Source organism: Sphingomonas endophytica (genome assembly GCF_014199415.1).
In the GTDB taxonomy this organism is placed as follows: Bacteria; Pseudomonadota; Alphaproteobacteria; order Sphingomonadales; family Sphingomonadaceae; genus Sphingomonas; species Sphingomonas endophytica.
Genome location: NZ_JACIJN010000010.1, coordinates 160,403 through 178,171 on the forward strand (window position 1 = coordinate 160,403; position 17,769 = coordinate 178,171).

Here is a 17,769-nt window from a genome sequence, read left to right on the forward strand (position 1 = left end):
TGTCGCGGAACTCGCACGCTCTATGACGCCTTTCTCGCCGGGCATCGCGGTTGCGATTGGGGCGGTGGTGTTGCTGCTCGTGCTGGCGGGCGTCGTGCTGATCGCAATGGGGCTGCGCGCGCGCGCCGGCGCGGTCGAGGCGGTGCGTGAGCGCGAGACGATCGAGACGTTGCTCGCCGCCGCGCCGATGCAACCGATGGTGGTGCTCCCCGACGGCCGGGTCGAGATGGCGCGGCGCGTCGCCGACTGGCTGGGGTTCAGCGACATTCCCGGCTATCTTCAGGAGGTCGAGGCGGCGGGCTGGGGGCTGCCCGCCAGCGAGGCGCAGGCGCTGTCGCACGGGCTCGCGTCCTGCCAGCGCTCGGCGCGCAACTTCACCCACACGATCCATGCGCGTGACGGCGGGCGGACGCTGACCGTACAGGGCGATCGCCGCGGCGATGCGGTGATGCTGTGGTTCTACGATTCGACCGCCAGCGAGGGCGAGATGCGACGGCTGCGCGCCGAGCTCGACGGTCTGTCGGGCGCGTTCGACGCCTTGACCGGGCTGGTCGAGGCCGCACCGCTGCCGATGTGGTATCGCGACGGCGACCTCCAGCTCGCGATGGTCAATTCGGCCTATGTCAACGCGGTCGAGGGCAGTGATGCGGCCGATGTCGTCGGCCGCGGGCTGGAGCTGGTCGACGGCTCGGGGCAGGTCGGCCCCAGCGCGGGTGCGATCCTGGCGCGCAGCGAGGGACGGCCGCAGCAGCGCGTCCTGCCCGCCACGATCGGCGGCGCGCGGCGTTCGCTGCGCATCCATGACATACCGCTGCCGGTCGGCGGGGTCGCCGGCTATGCGATCGATATCGAGGAGCTGGAGCAGAGCCACGCGCGGGAGCGGCGCTTCGCCGAGGCACAGCGTGCGATGCTCGACCGGCTGTCAGCCGGCGTGGCGCAGTTCGCGCGCGACCGCAGCCTCGTCTTCTGCAACCAGCCGTTTCGCCGGATGTTCGCGATGCGGCTGGAATGGCTGGCGGATCGCCCTGAGTTCGATCGCGTGCTGGAGCGGATGCGCGAAGCCAATCGCGTGCCCGAAGTGCGGGATTTCCCCGGCTGGAAGGCGGAGCGGCGCGGCTGGTTCGTCAATGCCGACACCGCGGTCGAGGAAAACTGGCATCTCCCCGGCGGCACGCATCTGCGCGTCGTGGCGCAGCCGATCCCCGACGGCGGGTTGATGGTGTTCTTCGAGGACCGTACCGAACAGGTCCAGCTCGCCAGCGCGCGCGACACCTTGCTGCGGGTCCGCACCGCGACCTTCGACAATCTGTTCGAGGCGCTGGGGGTTTTCTCCGCGGACGGTCGCCTGCAACTCTGGAACAACCGCTTCCGTGCGTTGTGGGATCTCGACGAGGAGTTCCTCACCGGTCACCCGCGCGTCGACGTGATCGCCGAGAAGGTCGCCCCCAAGCTGTCGAACCCGCGCCGCGCGCGCTCGATCGCCGAGCTGGTGCGCACCGCGACGATCGACCGTCAGCAACGCGCCGGACATATCGCGCTGGCGGACGGACGACAGTTCGAGTTCGCCGCGGTGCCGCTGCCCGACGGCAACGCGCTGTTCACGATGCTCGACATCAGCGACAGCCGCGCGATGGAACAGGCGCTGCGCGAGCGTAACGACGCGTTGGAAGCGGCGGATCAGGTGAAGACCGCATTCGTCGCCAATATGAGCTATGAGTTGCGCACCCCGCTCACCTCGATCAGCGGCTTCGCCGAGATGCTCCACGGCGGTTATGCCGGCGAGCTGTCGCCGGACGCCATCGCGTATCTCGATGCGATCCTCGACTCGGTCGACCGGCTCGGGCTGCTGATCGACGACGTGCTCGACCTCACCTCGACCGACAGCGGCGCGCGTCCGCTGGAGCGCGCGGACTTCGACGTGGCGGCGGTGGCGCGGGCGGCGGTCGACGCGTTGCGGGCCAGCGCGCGGCGGCATCACGTCGACCTCGCGGTAGAGGTGCAGCGCTCGGCGGGGCGCTTGACCGGCGATGCCCGCCGAATTCGCGAAGTCGTGGAGCATCTGCTGCGTCGCGCGATCGGCGCCGCGCCCGAGCACGGCCGCGTCGCGCTGACGGTCGACGGCAATGCGCGCGGCGCAAGGATCGTGGTGACCGACAGTGGTCCGGGCATGACCGCCGAGCAGGTTTCGCGCGCGTTCGATCGCTTTGCGGGCGAGGGCGCGCCCGCGGCGGGCGATCGCGCGCTGGGGCTCGGTCTGCCGCTCGCCAAGCAGTTCGTCGAGGCGCATGGCGGGACGATCGCGCTGCACAGCACGCCGGAGACCGGCACGACCGTCACCGTGGACCTGCCGCGGCGATGAGGCATGGCGAGGCGTGGCTGGCGGACGTCGTGGCGACCGCGGCGGCAGGCGCGCGGCTGGCGGAGGTGCTGCGCCCCGGCGATGTCGTGACGCTGACCGGCGGGCTGGGCGCGGGCAAGACGAGCCTGGCGCGCGGGGTGCTTGCCGCGCTGGGGCTGGCGGAGGAGGCGCCGAGCCCGACCTTCGCGATCGTTCAGCCCTATGACCCGCCGGAGGTGCGGTTGCCGGTGCTGCACATCGATCTATACCGGCTCGACGATCCGGCGGAGGTCGACGAACTCGGGCTGGAGGAGGCGCGGCGGGAGGCGGCGTTGCTGGTCGAATGGCCCGAGCGGGCCGGGGCGGATCGCTGGCCGGATGCGCTGGCGCTGGACATCGCGCTGGCCCTGGATGGCGCGCGTCGCTTGACTTGGACGGCGCCCGACGCTTGGGACGGGCGATGGCCACGATGACACCCCCGGCGGATGCGCCGGCCTTTCTCGACGCACACGGATGGGGCGGCGCGCGGATCGAGCCGCTCGCCGGCGACGCCTCGTTCCGGCGCTATTTCCGCGTTCATGCCGGCGCCCGCCGTGCGATCCTGATGGACGCACCGCCGCCGCAGGAAGACCCACGGCCGTTCCTCGCGGTCGCGGGGTGGCTGGCCGAGCACGCTTTCGCGGCACCCGCGATCCATGCCGTCGATCTCGAGCGCGGCTTCGTGCTGCTGGAGGATTTCGGTGACGTGCGGCTGCGCGAAACCGCGGATGCCGACGCCGATGCGGCGGTTGCACTCTACGCGGCGGCAGTCGATCTGCTCGTCGCGCTGCGCGCCAAACCGGCAGGGCCGTGGCGCGCCTATGACCGCGCCGAGTTGCAGCGTGAGGCCGGGCTGCTGGTCGACTGGTATTGCCCGGCGGTCGGCGCCGACGTCGATGCCGAAGGCTATCGCGCGGCATGGGACGCGGTGCTTCATCATGTCGAGGGTGTTATCCCGGTGACGGTGCTGCGCGACTATCACGCCGAGAACCTGATGCTGGTCGGCGCCGACCGGTCGCTCGGCCTGCTCGACTTCCAGGACGCGCTGGCCGGGCATCCGGCGTACGACCTCGTGTCGCTGCTGCAGGATGCGCGCCGTGACGTCGACCCGACGATCGAGGAAGCGATGCTCGCGCGCTATCGCGCCGCGACCGGCGAAGGTGATGACTTCCTGCGTGCCTATCGCGTACTCGGCGCGCAGCGGAACGCCAAGATCCTCGGCATCTTCGCGCGACTGTGGAAGCGTGACGGCAAGCCGCGCTACGCGGCGCTGTGCCCGCGGGTCTGGGCCTATCTGGAGCGCGACCTGACCGACCCGGCGCTGGCGCCGGTCGCACGCTGGTTCGACGCGCACCTGCCGCCCGAATGGCGCGGCGACCCGCTGGTTCTCGCCGAAGCGCGGGGGCTGGCGTGACGCGTCCGCGCTACATTCGCCCCGATCCGGGCTCGCGGGTGCCGCGCACCGCGATGGTAATGGCGGCCGGGGTCGGCAAGCGGATGCGCCCGCTGACCGCGACGCGACCCAAGCCGTTGGTCGAGGTGCGCGGGCGCGCGCTGATCGATCATGTCTTCGACCGGCTGCGCGCGGCGGGAGTCGAGCGGGCGGTGGTCAACGTTCATTATCTCGCCGACGCGCTGGAGGCGCATCTGCGCCACCGGGTCCACGATATCGAGGTGATCGTCTCCGACGAGCGCGCGCAATTGCTGGAGACCGGCGGCGGGATCGTCCGCGCGCTGCCGCTGCTCGGCGACGAGCCGTTCATCGTCGTCAATGGCGACAATCTGTGGCTCGACGGCCCGACCGACGCAATCCGCCAGCTCGCGGACCGGTGGGATGATACGGCAATGGATGCGTTGTTGCTGATGGTTCCCTATGCGCGCGCGCACAATCACAACGGACAGGGTGACTTCCACCTCGCCGCCGACGGGCGGATCAGCGGACGGCGTAAGCCGGGGCGGGTGGCGCCGTTCGTATTCACCGGGGTGCAGATCGTCTCGCCGCGGCTGATCCGCGACTGGCCGGAAGGGCCGTTTTCGACCAACCTGTTCTGGAACCGCGCGATCGAGGCCGGGCGCGCTTACGGGCTGGTCCATCAGGGGCTGTGGTCCGAGGTGAACGTGCCGGGCGCGATCGCGCGGACCGAGGCGTTGCTCGCGGATGGCTGACGTCGCCCCGCCGGCCGAGCGGGGGTTGCGGCTCTACACCATCCCCGCGCATCGCGCCTTTGCCGATGCGCTGGTCTCCGGGCTGTTGCGGCGGTTTGGCGGCGACCGGCTGGCGCTGGCGCGTGGGACGGTGCTGGTGCCCAACAATCGCGGCGGGCTCGCGGTACGCGAGGCGTTCGTACGCGCCAGCGGCGGCGCGCTGCTGTTGCCGCGGATCGTCGCTTTGGGCGGGGAGGAACTGGACGCCGGAGTCGGCGCGGCGCTCGATCCGGCGGACGCTACTCCGCCGCTGCCGCCCGCGATCGACCCGCTGCAACGCCGGATGATCCTCGCGCGACTGGTCGAGGAGGAGCGCGCCGCTGCGGGTCGCCCGGTCGACGCGGCCGAGGCGGTGCGGCTGGCGGGCGATCTTGCCGCGACGCTCGACCAGTTGATCGTCGAGGAAGTGCCGCCCGCCCGGCTCGCGGCGATCGATCCCGGCGCGGGGCTGTCGGACCATTGGGAGACCGCGCTCCGCCTGTTCCGCCTGCTGCTCGACCGCTGGCCGGGCGAGCGCGACCGGCTGGGCGCGATCGACGCCGCCGACCGGCGGATCCGCCTGCTCGACCAGCAGGCGGCGCGCTGGCGCGCGGCACCGCCCGGGCAGTTCGTCTGCGCCGCCGGCATCACCGATCCTGCTCCCGCGGTCGCGCGCCTGCTGCGAACGGTGGCGGGGCTGCCGCAGGGGATGGTGGTGTTCGCGGATCTCGACCTGACGCTGCCCGGCCAGGAATGGGCGGCGCTCGGCCCGCACGACCCCGATCCGGTCACCGGGCTGCGCGCGCGGTCGATCGAGGTTCATCCGCAATTCCATCTCAAGCTGTTGCTCGAACGGATCGGCGCGGTGCGCGACGATGTGGCGCGGTGGACGGCCGGCAGCGAGCATGACGCCACCGCCGCCCGCGGCCGCGCGATCGCCAACGCGCTGTCACCGGCGCGCTTCACCGCCAAATGGACCCAGCTCGATGCCGCCGACCGACGCCTGACCGGCGTGACGGCGGTCGAACTCGCCACCCCGGCCGAAGAAGCGCAGGCGATCGCGCTCAAGCTGCGCGAGGCGGTCGAGACGCCGGGGTTGACCGCGGCGCTGGTCACGCCCGACCGCATGCTCGCGCGGCGGGTCGCGGCGCATTGCCGGCGCTGGAACATCGAGGTCGACGACAGCGCCGGGCGCGCGCTCGCGATCCTGCCACCGGGCACGCTGCTGACCGCGATCGTCGAGGCGGCGGCGCAGGATTTCGCGCCGATGGCGTTGCTGACGTTGCTCAAGCATCCGCTCGTCCGGCTTGGCGACGGGCGCGGCGCATGGCTGGACGGCGTGCGACGGCTCGATCGCGCCTTGCGCGGGCCACGTCCCGCACCGGGGCTCGACGGGATCGACCGGCACCTCGCCGCGGTCCCGGCCTACGCTCCGGCCGCCGAATGGTGGCGTACGGCACGTCCGTTGCTCGAACCGGTTGCCCGTGGCTTCGGCGCCGCGATGGCGACGCTGCCGGGGCTGGTCGCGTGCCTCCGCGAGGCGGCGACCTTGCTGGCCGGCGACGAGGCGTGGCGCGGTCCCGCCGGCCGCGCCGCTGCCGATCTGCTGGCCGGGCTGGAAACGCGGGCACCGCTCGGGCCGCAGCGGATCGCGCCGGCCGGTTTCGCGCCGCTGCTCCGGATGCTGATGGAGGAAATCGCGATCCGTCTGCTCCCGCGCGAGCGGCATCCGCGGCTCGCGATCTACGGGTTGATGGAGGCGCGGCTGCAACGCGCCGACCTCATGATCCTCTCCGGCCTCAACGAAGGAACCTGGCCGGGCCTGCCCGCGCCCGATCCGTGGCTCGCGCCGCGCGTCCGCGCCGAGCTGGGCTTGCCCGGGCTCGATCGCGGGATCGGAGTCGCCGCGCACGACTTCGGGCAGGCGCTCGGCGCGAAGCAGGTCGTGCTGACGCGCGCGCGCCGCGACGCGCGGTCGCCCGCGCTCGCGTCGCGCTTCTGGTTGCGGCTGGAGGCGATGACCGGCGAGCGTTTCCCGCGTGACAATACGCTGGCGGCCTGGGCGCGCGCGCTCGACGGGACTCGCGTGCCGACGCCCGCCGACCGGCCCGCACCGTTGCCGCCCGCGCGGCTGCGCCCGCGCCAGATCTCGGTAACCGAGGTCGACCGGCTCAAGGCCGATCCGTTCGCCTTCTACGCGCGCCGGATCCTCAAGCTGGCGGCGCTCGATCCGGTCGATGCCGATCCCAGCGCGGCGTGGCGCGGCACCGCGGTCCATGCGGTGCTGGAAGCTTGGGCGCGCGAGGATGCGTGCGATGCCGAAAAGCTGTTGCCGCGCGCGCTGACCTTGCTTGCCGACCCCGCGACGCATCCATTGTTGCGCGCTCTCTGGCAGCCGCGGCTGATCGCGGCCTTCGAATGGGTCGCCGCCAAGACGCTCGCCGACCGCGCGGCGGGTCGCACCGTGCTCGCGGTCGAGGGGCGCGGCACCGCCGACCTGTCGGGGATCGAGCTGACCGGGCGGTTCGATCGCATCGACCGGATGCCGGACGGCGGGCTGGGGATCGTCGACTACAAGACCGGCAAGGCACCTTCGGTTGCAGCGGTGCGCGGCGGGTTCAACCTGCAACTCGGCCTGCTCGGCGCGATCGCCGAGGCGGGCGGGTTCGAGGGCGTGCGCGGGGCGGCGAGCGCGTTCGAATATTGGTCGCTGGCGAAAAAGGGTGACACCTTCGGGTCGGTATCGAGCCCGGCCGATGCGGCGGGCAAGGGCGGGCGGATCGTGACCGACGATTTTGTCCGCGCCGCACGCGACAGCTTCGCCGAGGCGGCGGCGCGCTGGCTAACCGGCGAGGAGCCGTTCACCGCCAAGCTGCATCCGGAGTTCGCGCCGTTCGCGGAATATGATCAGTTGATGCGTCGAGACGAATGGTATGGCCGCGATGCTTAGTGCCCGACGTCATCCCCGCGCAGGCGGGAGCCCGGACATGCCGATGGCGCGCTTCTGTCGTGAAGGTCATTGCCTTCGGGTTCTCGCCGTCGGGGGAATGACGAAAGGCGCGACGGCATGACCCCGCGCGCCGTCAGTCCGCTACCGCAGCTCAAGGACGCGCAGCTTCGCGCCAGCCGGCCCGAGGCGCATGTCTGGCTCTCCGCCTCGGCGGGCACGGGCAAGACGCAGGTGCTCGCCGCGCGCGTCTTCCGCCTGCTGCTGCGCGATGTCGAGCCGGGCGCGATCCTGTGCCTGACCTTCACCAAGGCCGGCGCGGCGGAGATGGCGGCGCGCGTCAACCGCCAGCTTGCCGCATGGGTGCGGATGCCCGACACCGAGCTGGGCGCCGATCTCGCCGCCCTTGGCGAGCGGCCGACCCCGGCGCTGGTCGCGCGCGCCCGCACCCTGTTCGCGCGCGTCCTCGACGCGCCGGGCGGGGGCCTGCGCATCCAGACGATCCACGGCTTCTGCCAGGGGCTGCTCGCCGCCTTCCCGATCGAGGCCGGACTGGTCCCCGGCTTCCGCCCGATCGAACCGCGCGAGGAAGCGCTGCTCCGTCGTCAGGCGCTCTCCGACCTGCTGGTGCAGGCCGAGCGCGAGGGTCGTGCCCGCCCGGTCGAGACGATCGGCGCACTGAGCGTCCGGCTCGGCGAACAGGGTGCCGAGCACTTCCTCGCCGATTGCGCGCGCGCGCATGATGCGCTGGAGGCGCTGCCCGCCGGGATCGCGCCGTTCGTCCGCACCCAGCTCGGCCTGCCGCTCGGCGACGTCGCCACGCATATCCGCGACGCGTGCGGCGATGCGGCGATCGACCGCGCGACGCTCGACACCCTCGCCGCGCTCAACCGCGGCTGGGGCACCAAGAGCGGGATCGAGCGCGCGGAGGCGATCGGCGCGTGGCTGGCGGCAGGGGTTGAGGAACGCGCGGCGACGCTCGACCGCCTGCACGGCGTCTGGGCGAAGAAGGACGGCGAACCGCTGTCGTTCGGCAAGGGACGCGCGCCGGCCGATCCCGACTATGCCGACCAGGCGCTGCGGATGCACGGCTGGTGCGGCGCGCTGCTGTCGCTGCGGGTGCGCGCCGCCTACGCCGACCGGCTCGGCGCGGCGCTGGAGGTCGGGCGCGACTATGCGCGCGGCTATGCCGCCGCCAAGCGCCACAGCGGCGCGGTCGACTTCAACGACCTGATCGACGCCGCGGTCGGGCTGCTGCGGCAGGAGGGGATCGGCGAGTGGATCCGCTACAAGCTCGACCAGATCACCGAACATGTGCTGGTCGACGAGGCGCAGGATACCAATGTCGCGCAATGGACGATCATTCGCGCGCTGGTCGACGAATATTTTGTCGGGCGCGGCGTCTATGCGCCGTCGGTGCGCACGCTGTTCACGGTCGGCGATCTGAAACAGGCGATCTTCGGCTTTCAGGGCACTGATCCGATCAACTTCCTCGCCGCCGAACGGTATTTCGCCGAGCGCGCGGGCGACGTCGCGGGCGACGACCTGATGCCCGATCACGAGCGCGGGCTGCCGTTCGATCGCCTGTCGCTGACCGATTCGTTCCGTTCGACCGCGCCGGTGCTGGAGTTCGTCGATCAGGCGATCGCGACGGTCGGCGCGGGCGGGCTTGGCGCGGCCGAGGACATCCCGGCGCACTCCAGCCGCGTCACCGGCCCGGGCGCGGTCGTGCTCTGGCCGCCGGTCGCGGCGGGCGGGACCGACAATGACGATGGCGGCGAGGAGGGCTGGATCGACGATGCGGTCCGCGCCAACGCCACGCGGGTCGCGCAGGCGGTGAAGCGCTGGCTGGGGCCGCTCGACGAAGGCGGGCTGATGTTGGAGAGCAAGGGCCGGCGACTTCGCCCAGAGGATGTGATGATCCTGGTCAAGCGCCGCGGCGAGCTGGCGCAATTGCTGGTCGCGCGACTCTATGCAGAGGGTGTGCCGGTCGCGGGGGTCGACCGTCTGCGGCTGTCCGCGCCGCTGGCGGTGCAGGACCTGCTCGCCGCGGTGCGCTTCGTGTTGCAGCCCGATGATGACCTCAGCCTCGCCAGCCTGCTCGTCTCGCCGCTGATCGGCTGGACGCAGGACGAGCTGATGATGCGCGCGGTCGAGCGGCAGGGTTCGCTGTGGCGGCACCTGTCGCGGCACCATGAGGCGCACGTCGCAGATCTTGCCGGCCTGCTCGCCAGCGCCGATTACGATACGCCGTATCGCTTTCTCGAGATGCTGCTGTCCGGGCCGCTCGACGGGCGGCGCAAGCTGCTCGCGCGGCTCGGCGAGGAAGCGCGCGACCCGATCGAGGAACTGCTCAACGCCGCGCTCGACTTCGAGACCGGTGCGACGCCGTCGCTGCAACGCTTTCTCGACTGGTTCGAACGCGACGAGGTGGAGATCGTGCGCGACGCCGCCGCGCCGCTCGATGCGGTGCGGGTGATGACCGCGCATGGCGCAAAGGGCTTGCAGGCGCCGCTCGTCATCCTCGCCGACGCCACTGCCGACCCCGACGCTTCCCCGCGCTCGACGTTGATGTGGACGCCCGAGGGGCTGGACAAGCCCATCCCGGTATTCCGCCCGCGCGCCGCCGAACGCGCCGGCGCGATCGACGCGGCACTGGTGCAGGTCGAGGAGCGCGAGCGGCAGGAGCATTGGCGGCTGTTCTATGTCGCGGCTACCCGCGCCGAGGAGCGGCTGGTGATCGCCGGCTCGCTCAGCGCCAAATGGCAGGGGGTGCCGCCGGAGGCGAGCTGGTATGCCGCCGCCGCGCGCACGCTTGATGCGCTCGGCGTCGGCGGCGAGGGCGAGCGGGTCTTCGCGGGGCGCTCCCCGGCGCGGCCGGTCGCGGCCAAGGGCGGGGCAGGCGAGGCGGACGAGAGCACGATCGCGCTCCCCGAATGGGCGCGCCGTCCGGCACCCGAGGATGCCAAGCCGCCGCGCCCGCTCACTCCGTCGTCGGTCGGCGACGATGTGGTGAGCGACGCGCCGCCAGCGCCCGCCGGACGCGATGCGGCGGAACGCGGCACGCTGATGCACGCTTTGTTCGAGCGGCTTCCCCCGCTCGCGCCGGCGATGCGCGAAGCCGCTGCGCTGCGCTGGCTGAGCGCGCGCGGGGTTGAAGCGCCGCACGCGCTGCTCGCGCCGGTTATGGCGGTTCTGGACGACCCGGCCCATGCCGCGCTGTTCGGCCCGGGCGCGCTCGCCGAGGCGCCCATCGCCGCCACCCTCCCGAGCGGGCGGGTGATCTCCGGCACCGTCGATCGGTTGCTGATCGGCGACGGGGTGGTGCGGGCGATCGACTACAAGACCGGGCGCAGCGTGCCCGACGGAATCGCGACGGTCCCTGACTATCACCTGCGGCAGATGGCGGCCTATCATGCGGCGCTGGAAGTGATCTTCCCCGACACACGCGTCGAGGTGGCGCTGCTCTATACCGCCGGGCCGCGGCTGATCGAGCTGCCCGCCGCGTTGCTCGACCCCGTCAAGCGGCGCTTCTCCGGCCCGGAGCAAAGCTTGGTCGCGGGTGGTTGAGCGCCCGCCCGCCGCACCCTAGTTTGATGGCTTCCAAGGAGAATGACATGCCCACCAAGAAGATCACCGACGCCAGCTTCCAGACCGACGTGCTGTCCGCCGACAAGCCGGTGCTGGTCGATTTCTGGGCGGAATGGTGCGGCCCGTGCAAGATGATCGGCCCGGCGCTGGAGGAGATCAGCGAGGAACTGGGCGAGCAGGTCACGATCGCCAAGCTCAACATCGACGAGAATCCGGACGCGCCGGGCCAATATGGCGTTCGCGGCATCCCGACGATGATCCTGTTCAAGGGCGGCGTGCCCGCCGCGACCAAGGTCGGGGCCGAGCCCAAGGGGCGGATCAAGGCGTGGCTTGAGGGTGAGCTGGGCTGAGTTTCGCGGCGGCGTCCCTGATCCGGGGCGCCGCTACCCTTGATCTGGCGGCGCTTCGTTCGCGACGCTCACAGGTCTGGGGGCCCGAAGGTCACTTCGTCGATCTCGTCCTTCCATGGATCCTTACCTCGGGCTTGACCCGGAGTCCTTCCTCCCGCGCGATGGAGCCATAGCGAGGCCCCGGATCAAGTCCGGCGCGGCGCAGCACGCTGGGACCGCGACGGTCGCTCTACCCACCGCCGTGGCGGTCTAGGTAAGCGGAATCATCACGTTCGCGGCGAAGCCGGGCCGGGCCTGCAACCGCTCGTACCAGTCAGCCACATGCGCCAACGGATCGCGCGCCAGCCCCAGCGCGAAGAACGTGTGCGTATAGACCCCCATCGGCACGTCACCTAGCCCGAAGGCGTCTCCCGACAACCATGGGCGCGTCGCCAGCGCGGCGTCGAGCAAGGTCATCATCCGTCCGCACGCGAGAGTCGCGCGTTCGATCGCCGCGGGGTCGCGCTGCTCGGGCGACTGACGCACCAGCCCGACGAATGCCGGCCGTTGCGCCTCGGCATAGCCGAATTGCCAGTCCATCCAGCGATCTGCCAACGCGCGCCGCACCGGATCCGCGGGCCACAGCGCGTCGCCGCCATGCCGCGCCGCGAGATAGCGCAGGATCGCGTTCGACTCCCACAGCGCCACGTCGCCGTCTTCGATCGTCGGGACCAGAGCATTGGGATTCTTCGCGCGATAGGCGTCGTCCATCCCGAACGCGCCGCCGACATCGTGTCGCTGATAGGCCAGCCCCAGCTCCTCGGCGAGCCAGACCACCTTCTTGACGTTGTGCGAGTTCAGCCGGCCCCAGATCGTCAGCATCGCGCGGCTCAGCTCCGGTAATCGGCGTTGATCGAGATGTACCCATGGGTCAGGTCGCAGGTCCACACCGTCGCGCGACCCTCGCCGAGCCCGAGATCGACGCCGATCTCGACGTCCTGCCCTTTCAGGTGCGCGGCGACCGGCGCCTCGTCATAGCCGGAGACGGCCAGCCCGCCTTCGGCGACCTGCGTCGCGCCGAAACGGATCGCCAGCCGATCGCGCTCCGCAGGCTCACCGGCCTTGCCGACCGCCATCACGACGCGACCCCAATTGGCGTCCTCGCCCGCGATCGCGGTCTTGACCAGCGGAGAGTTGGCGATCGACATCGCGATCCGGTGCGCCGAACGGTCGCTCTCCGCGCCCTCGACCGTCACTTCGATCAGCTTGGTTGCGCCCTCGCCGTCGCGCACCACCAGCAGCGCGAGCTGCCGGCAGACGTCGGCCAGCGCCGCGCGGAACGCGTCCGCGCCGTCGCTGTCGTCATCGGCGAGCGGTTTGTTGCCCGCCGCCCCGGTCGCGAACGCCAGCACCGTGTCGCTGGTCGAGGTGTCGCCGTCGACGGTGATGCACGAGAAGGTCCGCGCGTTCGCCGCCGACAGCGCGGCCTGGAGGAACGGCGCCTCGACGGCGGCATCGGTGAAGATGAAACCGAGCATCGTCGCCATGTCGGGCGCGATCATCCCCGAGCCCTTGATGATCGCGGCGATCGTGATCGTGCGGCCGTCCACGATGGCGGTCGCGCTCGCGCCTTTGGGATAGGTGTCGGTGGTGCCGATCGTCTCGGCGGCGGCGCGCCAGTCGGCTTCCGGTGCGACAAAGGCGGCGGCGAGCCCGGCCTGCGCCTTGTCGATCGGCAGCGGCACGCCGATCACGCCGGTCGAGGCGACGAACACGTCGGACGGGCGGCAGCCGATCGCCTGCGCGGTCTGCGCGGCGATCGCCTCAACCGCTTCGCGCCCGCGACTGCCGGTGAAGGCATTGGAATTACCGGCGTTCACCACCAGCGCGCGCGCCTCGCCGAGCACCAGCGCCTTGCGGCACCATTCGACCTCGGGCGAGGGGCACTTGGATTGCGTCAACACGCCCGCGACCGTCGTGCCGGGCGCCAGCTCGGCGAAGGTGAGATCGGTGCGGTCCCAATCCTTGTAGCGTGCGCGTGCGACGCGCAGGCGGACACCGGCGATGGTCGCCATTTCGGGGAACGGCGTGGCGAGCGGGGAGATGGACGTCGACATGGCGTCGCCTTAGCTTTGCGACCGGGGCACGCAAAGGGGGATGGTGACGCGATGCGGTTCAAGGGGCGCGCGGCTGCGATGGTCGTGGCGGCGGTAGCGATGCCGGCGATAGGCAAGGACGCGCCACGCCTGGCCCGACCGGCCCAGGCGCTCGATCTAGGGCGATGGTTCGGTGCCGACAACTATCCACCTTCTGCGATCCGCGCCCGGGAGCAAGGTAGGGTCATCGCGATCGTGTCGGTCGATGCGACCGGCCATCCGACCGCATGTCGCATCGACGTTTCGACGGGCTCGCCGGCACTGGACGATGGCACCTGCCATATCGCGCTTACCAAGGGAAGGTTTGAGCCTGCGCGCGACGCAAAGGGACGCGCGATCGCGGCCGAGACTATCCTGCCGGTACGTTGGGTATTGCCGGAAGACGGGGACGACCGCCTTTCGTCCGGTCCGAACGACTTCACTAGCATCATGACGATAGGCGCGGATGACACGATCATCGGTTGCGAAATGATTGTCGACGGCAAGCCGCAACCCGCGGATATACCGCGATGCGGCGGTGAGGGTTTCGATCCGGCCGGCGTCCGCGCGAGCCTGAAGGTGGTCGGCAGTTTCCGAATGCGATCGGACTCCGCCGTTCGCAATGGCGATACCCCGCCACCCTTGCCGGTCGCACCCGTTGCGGGTCGCCGTTTGTCGCTGCACGAGGCGCGAGAGGCCATCGACGCGGAGGGCGTCCCGACGAACTGTACGCTGACACTTAGTGGAGAATGGGCCGAAGGATGGAAAGCGCATCCGGTGCCGACCCCCTGCGATGTGGCCCAGCGTTTCGTTCCGGTCCGCGACAAGGACGGCGTGGCCAAGCCGGCACAGATTTTGGTTGCTCGCTGGGTAACCCTGCTTCCTCCCGCAAATTGATGGTTTACCCGCGTGCGGGCGGTGGACGTGCCCGCGCGTGCGTCCTATGTCCGGCGTCGTGAACCTGTTGCTGCTCCTTTCCGCGTTGCTCTCCGCGCTGACCGGCGTCGGCGCGACGGCGCGTCAGCCGCAGGTCGCGCAAGCGGTGGCGCAGCAGGTCAAGGCCGCCGCGATCGCCTCCGCCGCGCGGCATCTCGTCACCCGCCCGGTGCCGTCGCGTGCCACGCCAGCCGCCATCCGTACGGCGCCGGTCGCACGCGTGTTCGCGCTGGCCGCGATCGAGCCGATCTTCGCGGGCCGCCGGCGCGAATAGCGCTGCAGCCGCTTCCTCACCCCCGTTTTCCCGCGCGGCCGCCGACACCGGCGACGCCGCGCCGCTTCCAGATACAGGATCACGCCCATGTTCGGCGGTATTGCCAAGTCGCTCTTCGGTTCGTCCAACGACCGTTACGTCAAGTCGCTCAACCCGATCCTCGCCAAGATCGCCTCTTTCGAGCCGGCGTTGCAGGCGATGGATGACGCCACGCTGTCGAACCAGACGGTGTTGTTCCGACAGCGGCTGGCGAACGGCGAGACGCTCGACCAGTTGTTGCCCGAGGCGTTCGCGACCGTTCGCGAGGCGGCGAAGCGCGTGCTCGGGCAGCGCCATTACGACGTGCAGATGATCGGCGGCATCGTGCTCCATCGCGGCGAGATCGCCGAGATGCGCACCGGCGAGGGCAAGACGCTGGTCGCGACGCTCGCCACCTATCTCAATGCGCTGCCGGGTGAGGGCGTTCATGTCATCACCGTCAACGACTATCTCGCCAGCCGCGACGCCGACTGGATGGGCCGCGTCTATCGCTTCCTCGGGCTGACCACCGGCGTGATCGTGCCGAACGTGTCGGACGAAGAGCGACGCAATGCGTACGCCGCCGACATCACCTACGGCACGAACAACGAATTCGGCTTCGATTACCTGCGCGACAACATGAAGTACGAGCGAAGCCAGATGGTGCAGCGCGCCTTTTCGATGGCGATCGTCGACGAGGTCGATTCGGTGCTGATCGACGAGGCGCGCACCCCGTTGATCATTTCCGGCCCGACCGACGACAAGTCCGAGCTGTACATCGGCGTCGACGCGATCGTGAAGCAGCTGACCGAAGAGGATTACGAGAAGGACGAGAAGCAAAAGTCGATCGTGCTGACCGAGGACGGCACCGAGCGTGCCGAGCGGTTGCTCGAGGCGGCCGGGCTGCTCGAGGGCGCCAACCTCTACGACTTCGAGAACACGCAGGTCGTCCACCATCTGAACCAGGCGCTGCGCGCGAACGCGATGTTCAAGCGCGACACCGATTATATCGTCAAGGACGGCAAGGTCGTCATCATCGACGAATTCACCGGGCGCATGATGGATGGCCGCCGCTGGTCCGACGGTCTGCACCAGGCGGTGGAAGCCAAGGAGGGCGTGCAGATCGAGCCCGAGAACCAGACGATGGCCTCGATCACCTTCCAGAATTACTTCCGCATGTATCCGAAGCTGGCGGGGATGACCGGCACGGCCGCAACCGAGGCCGCGGAATTCTACGACATCTACAAGATGAACGTCGTCACGATCCCGACCAACAAGCCGGTGCATCGCGTCGACGAAGAGGACGAATTCTACAAGGACACGCAGGACAAGTTCCGCGCGATCGCCAAGAAGATCCGCGAACATGCCGAAACGGGTCAGCCGGTGCTGGTCGGCACGGTGTCGATCGAAAAGTCCGAGCTGCTGAGCGAGTTCCTGCGGCAGGAAGGCGTCGACCACTCGGTGCTCAACGCGCGTTATCACGAGCGCGAGGCGCATATCGTGGCGCAGGCCGGCCGGCTGGGCGCGGTGACGATCGCCACCAACATGGCGGGTCGCGGCACCGACATCCAGCTCGGCGGCAACCTCGAAATGCGCGTCGAGGACGAGCTGGCCGGGATGCCCGAGGGGCCGGAGCGCGAGGCCGCGATCGAACAGATCCGCGCCGAGATCGCGGCCGAGAAGCAGAAGGTGCTCGAGGCCGGCGGGCTGTTCGTGCTCGCGACCGAGCGGCACGAGAGCCGTCGGATCGACAACCAGCTGCGCGGCCGTTCGGGGCGTCAGGGCGATCCGGGGCTCAGCCGCTTCTATCTGTCGCTCGACGACGATCTGCTGCGGATCTTCGGCCCGGACACGCTGTTCGCCAAGATGATGCGCAACAACATCAACGATGGCGAGGCGATCGGCAGCAAGTGGCTGACCAAGGCGATCGAGACCGCACAGAAGAAGGTCGAGGCGCGCAACTACGATATCCGCAAGCAGGTTGTCGAATATGACGACGTGATGAACGATCAGCGCAAGGTGATCTACGAGCAGCGCGCCGACATCATGGATGCCGATACGGTCGGCGACGTGGTGACCGACATGCGCGCCGAGACGGTCAATGCGATCGTCGGCGAGGCGTGCCCGCCCAATTCCTATCCCGAGCAATGGGATGTCGCGGGCATGAAGACGCGGCTCGCCGAGGTGCTCAACATCGCGCCGCCGATTGACGACTGGCTCAACGAGGACGCGCTCGATCCCGAGATCGTCACCGAGCGCGTGCTGGCCGAAGCCGATGCGATGGTCGAGGCCAAGGCCGCGGAGCTGGATACCGCGACCTGGACGCAGGTCGAAAAGTCGATCCTGCTCCAGAACCTCGACCATCACTGGAAGGAGCATCTCGCGATGCTCGACGCACTGCGTCAGGTCGTCCACCTGCGTGCCTATGCGCAGAAGACGCCGATCAACGAGTATAAGCAGGAGGCGTTCAACCTCTTCCAGCGGATGCTCGACGCGATCCGCGAGGACGTGACGCGCACCATCGCCTTCGCGCAGTTCCAGATGCAGGCGCCGCCGCCGCTGCCCGACCTGCCCGACTTCATCACCACCCACTTCGACCCGTTCACCGGGGAAGACAATTCCAACGACATCGATGCCGGCACGCGCGGGCTGGTGACGACGACGATCCCGCCGCTGCAGATTCCGCAGCCGACCGCCGCCGATCTCGGCGACGATCCGGCGAGCTGGGAGGGTGTGGTCAGCCGCAACGCGCCGTGCCCGTGCGGCTCCGGGCGCAAGTACAAGCATTGCCACGGCGCTGCTTGAGGTAAAGGGCGTCCACCCAATGTCATCCCGGACTTGATCCGGGATTCCGCTTTCTTGTCGCGCGCACGATAGAAGCGAGACCCCCCTGAGTTCACAAACGAAGTGCAACACCTGAGACAGGTGCTGCCATGTCGAGATATCGTCAGCTTACGCTCGAGGAGCGGTGTTCGATT

12 protein-coding genes are annotated in these 17,769 nt (G+C 70.0%); 10 read left to right on the plus strand and 2 right to left on the minus strand.

The window, feature by feature from the left end:
* Window positions 1-22: 22 nt before the first annotated feature.
* The 7 genes from FHS97_RS14840 to trxA all read left to right on the plus strand — a co-directional run bounded on the left by FHS97_RS14840 (window position 23) and on the right by trxA (window position 11,449).
* Window positions 23-2,359 (plus strand): sensor histidine kinase, encoded by a 2,337-nt coding sequence (locus tag FHS97_RS14840; RefSeq protein ID WP_184039639.1) that lies wholly within the window; start codon window positions 23-25, stop codon window positions 2,357-2,359.
* On the plus strand, window positions 2,356-2,811 hold the full coding sequence (tsaE, locus tag FHS97_RS14845; RefSeq protein WP_184039645.1) for a tRNA (adenosine(37)-N6)-threonylcarbamoyltransferase complex ATPase subunit type 1 TsaE: 456 nt from the start codon (window positions 2,356-2,358) through the stop codon (window positions 2,809-2,811). The genes FHS97_RS14840 and tsaE overlap by 4 nt, the downstream gene beginning before the upstream one ends.
* Window positions 2,808-3,791, plus strand: coding sequence for an aminoglycoside phosphotransferase family protein (locus FHS97_RS14850; protein WP_184039740.1), 984 nt, complete (start codon window positions 2,808-2,810; stop codon window positions 3,789-3,791). Before tsaE ends, FHS97_RS14850 begins: the two co-directional genes overlap by 4 nt.
* Window positions 3,792-3,844: 53 nt before the next feature.
* Window positions 3,845-4,543 (plus strand): nucleotidyltransferase family protein, encoded by a 699-nt coding sequence (locus tag FHS97_RS14855; RefSeq protein WP_246346700.1) that lies wholly within the window; start codon window positions 3,845-3,847, stop codon window positions 4,541-4,543.
* On the plus strand, window positions 4,536-7,511 hold the full coding sequence (addB, locus tag FHS97_RS14860; RefSeq protein WP_184039649.1) for a double-strand break repair protein AddB: 2,976 nt from the start codon (window positions 4,536-4,538) through the stop codon (window positions 7,509-7,511). The genes FHS97_RS14855 and addB overlap by 8 nt, the downstream gene beginning before the upstream one ends.
* A 117-nt stretch (window positions 7,512-7,628) precedes the next feature.
* Window positions 7,629-11,078, plus strand: coding sequence for a double-strand break repair helicase AddA (addA, locus tag FHS97_RS14865; RefSeq protein WP_184039651.1), 3,450 nt, complete (start codon window positions 7,629-7,631; stop codon window positions 11,076-11,078).
* Window positions 11,079-11,125: 47 nt separating this feature from the next.
* The gene (gene trxA, locus FHS97_RS14870; RefSeq protein ID WP_184039653.1) at window positions 11,126-11,449 is read left to right on the plus strand and encodes a thioredoxin TrxA; all 324 of its coding nucleotides are present in this window, start codon (window positions 11,126-11,128) and stop codon (window positions 11,447-11,449) included.
* 249 nt (window positions 11,450-11,698) lie between these two features.
* On the opposite strand, the gene FHS97_RS14875 is transcribed toward trxA, so the two are convergent.
* Window positions 11,699-12,310, minus strand: coding sequence for a glutathione S-transferase family protein (locus FHS97_RS14875; protein WP_184039655.1), 612 nt, complete (start codon window positions 12,308-12,310; stop codon window positions 11,699-11,701).
* Between the two features lie 8 nt (window positions 12,311-12,318).
* Entirely contained in the window at window positions 12,319-13,545 is a 1,227-nt protein-coding gene (argJ, locus tag FHS97_RS14880) for a bifunctional glutamate N-acetyltransferase/amino-acid acetyltransferase ArgJ (protein WP_184039657.1), read from the minus strand.
* A gap of 51 nt (window positions 13,546-13,596) precedes the next feature.
* Between argJ and FHS97_RS14885 the strand changes: the two genes are divergently transcribed.
* The 3 genes from FHS97_RS14885 to secA all read left to right on the plus strand — a co-directional run bounded on the left by FHS97_RS14885 (window position 13,597) and on the right by secA (window position 17,596).
* The gene (locus FHS97_RS14885) at window positions 13,597-14,460 is read left to right on the plus strand and encodes an energy transducer TonB (RefSeq protein WP_184039659.1); all 864 of its coding nucleotides are present in this window, start codon (window positions 13,597-13,599) and stop codon (window positions 14,458-14,460) included.
* Window positions 14,461-14,506: 46 nt separating this feature from the next.
* A complete protein-coding gene (locus FHS97_RS14890; protein ID WP_184039661.1) occupies window positions 14,507-14,773 on the plus strand; it encodes a hypothetical protein in 267 nt (88 codons plus the stop codon).
* An 87-nt stretch (window positions 14,774-14,860) separates the two neighbouring features.
* Window positions 14,861-17,596, plus strand: coding sequence for a preprotein translocase subunit SecA (gene secA, locus FHS97_RS14895; protein WP_184039675.1), 2,736 nt, complete (start codon window positions 14,861-14,863; stop codon window positions 17,594-17,596).
* Window positions 17,597-17,769: the final 173 nt, after the last annotated feature.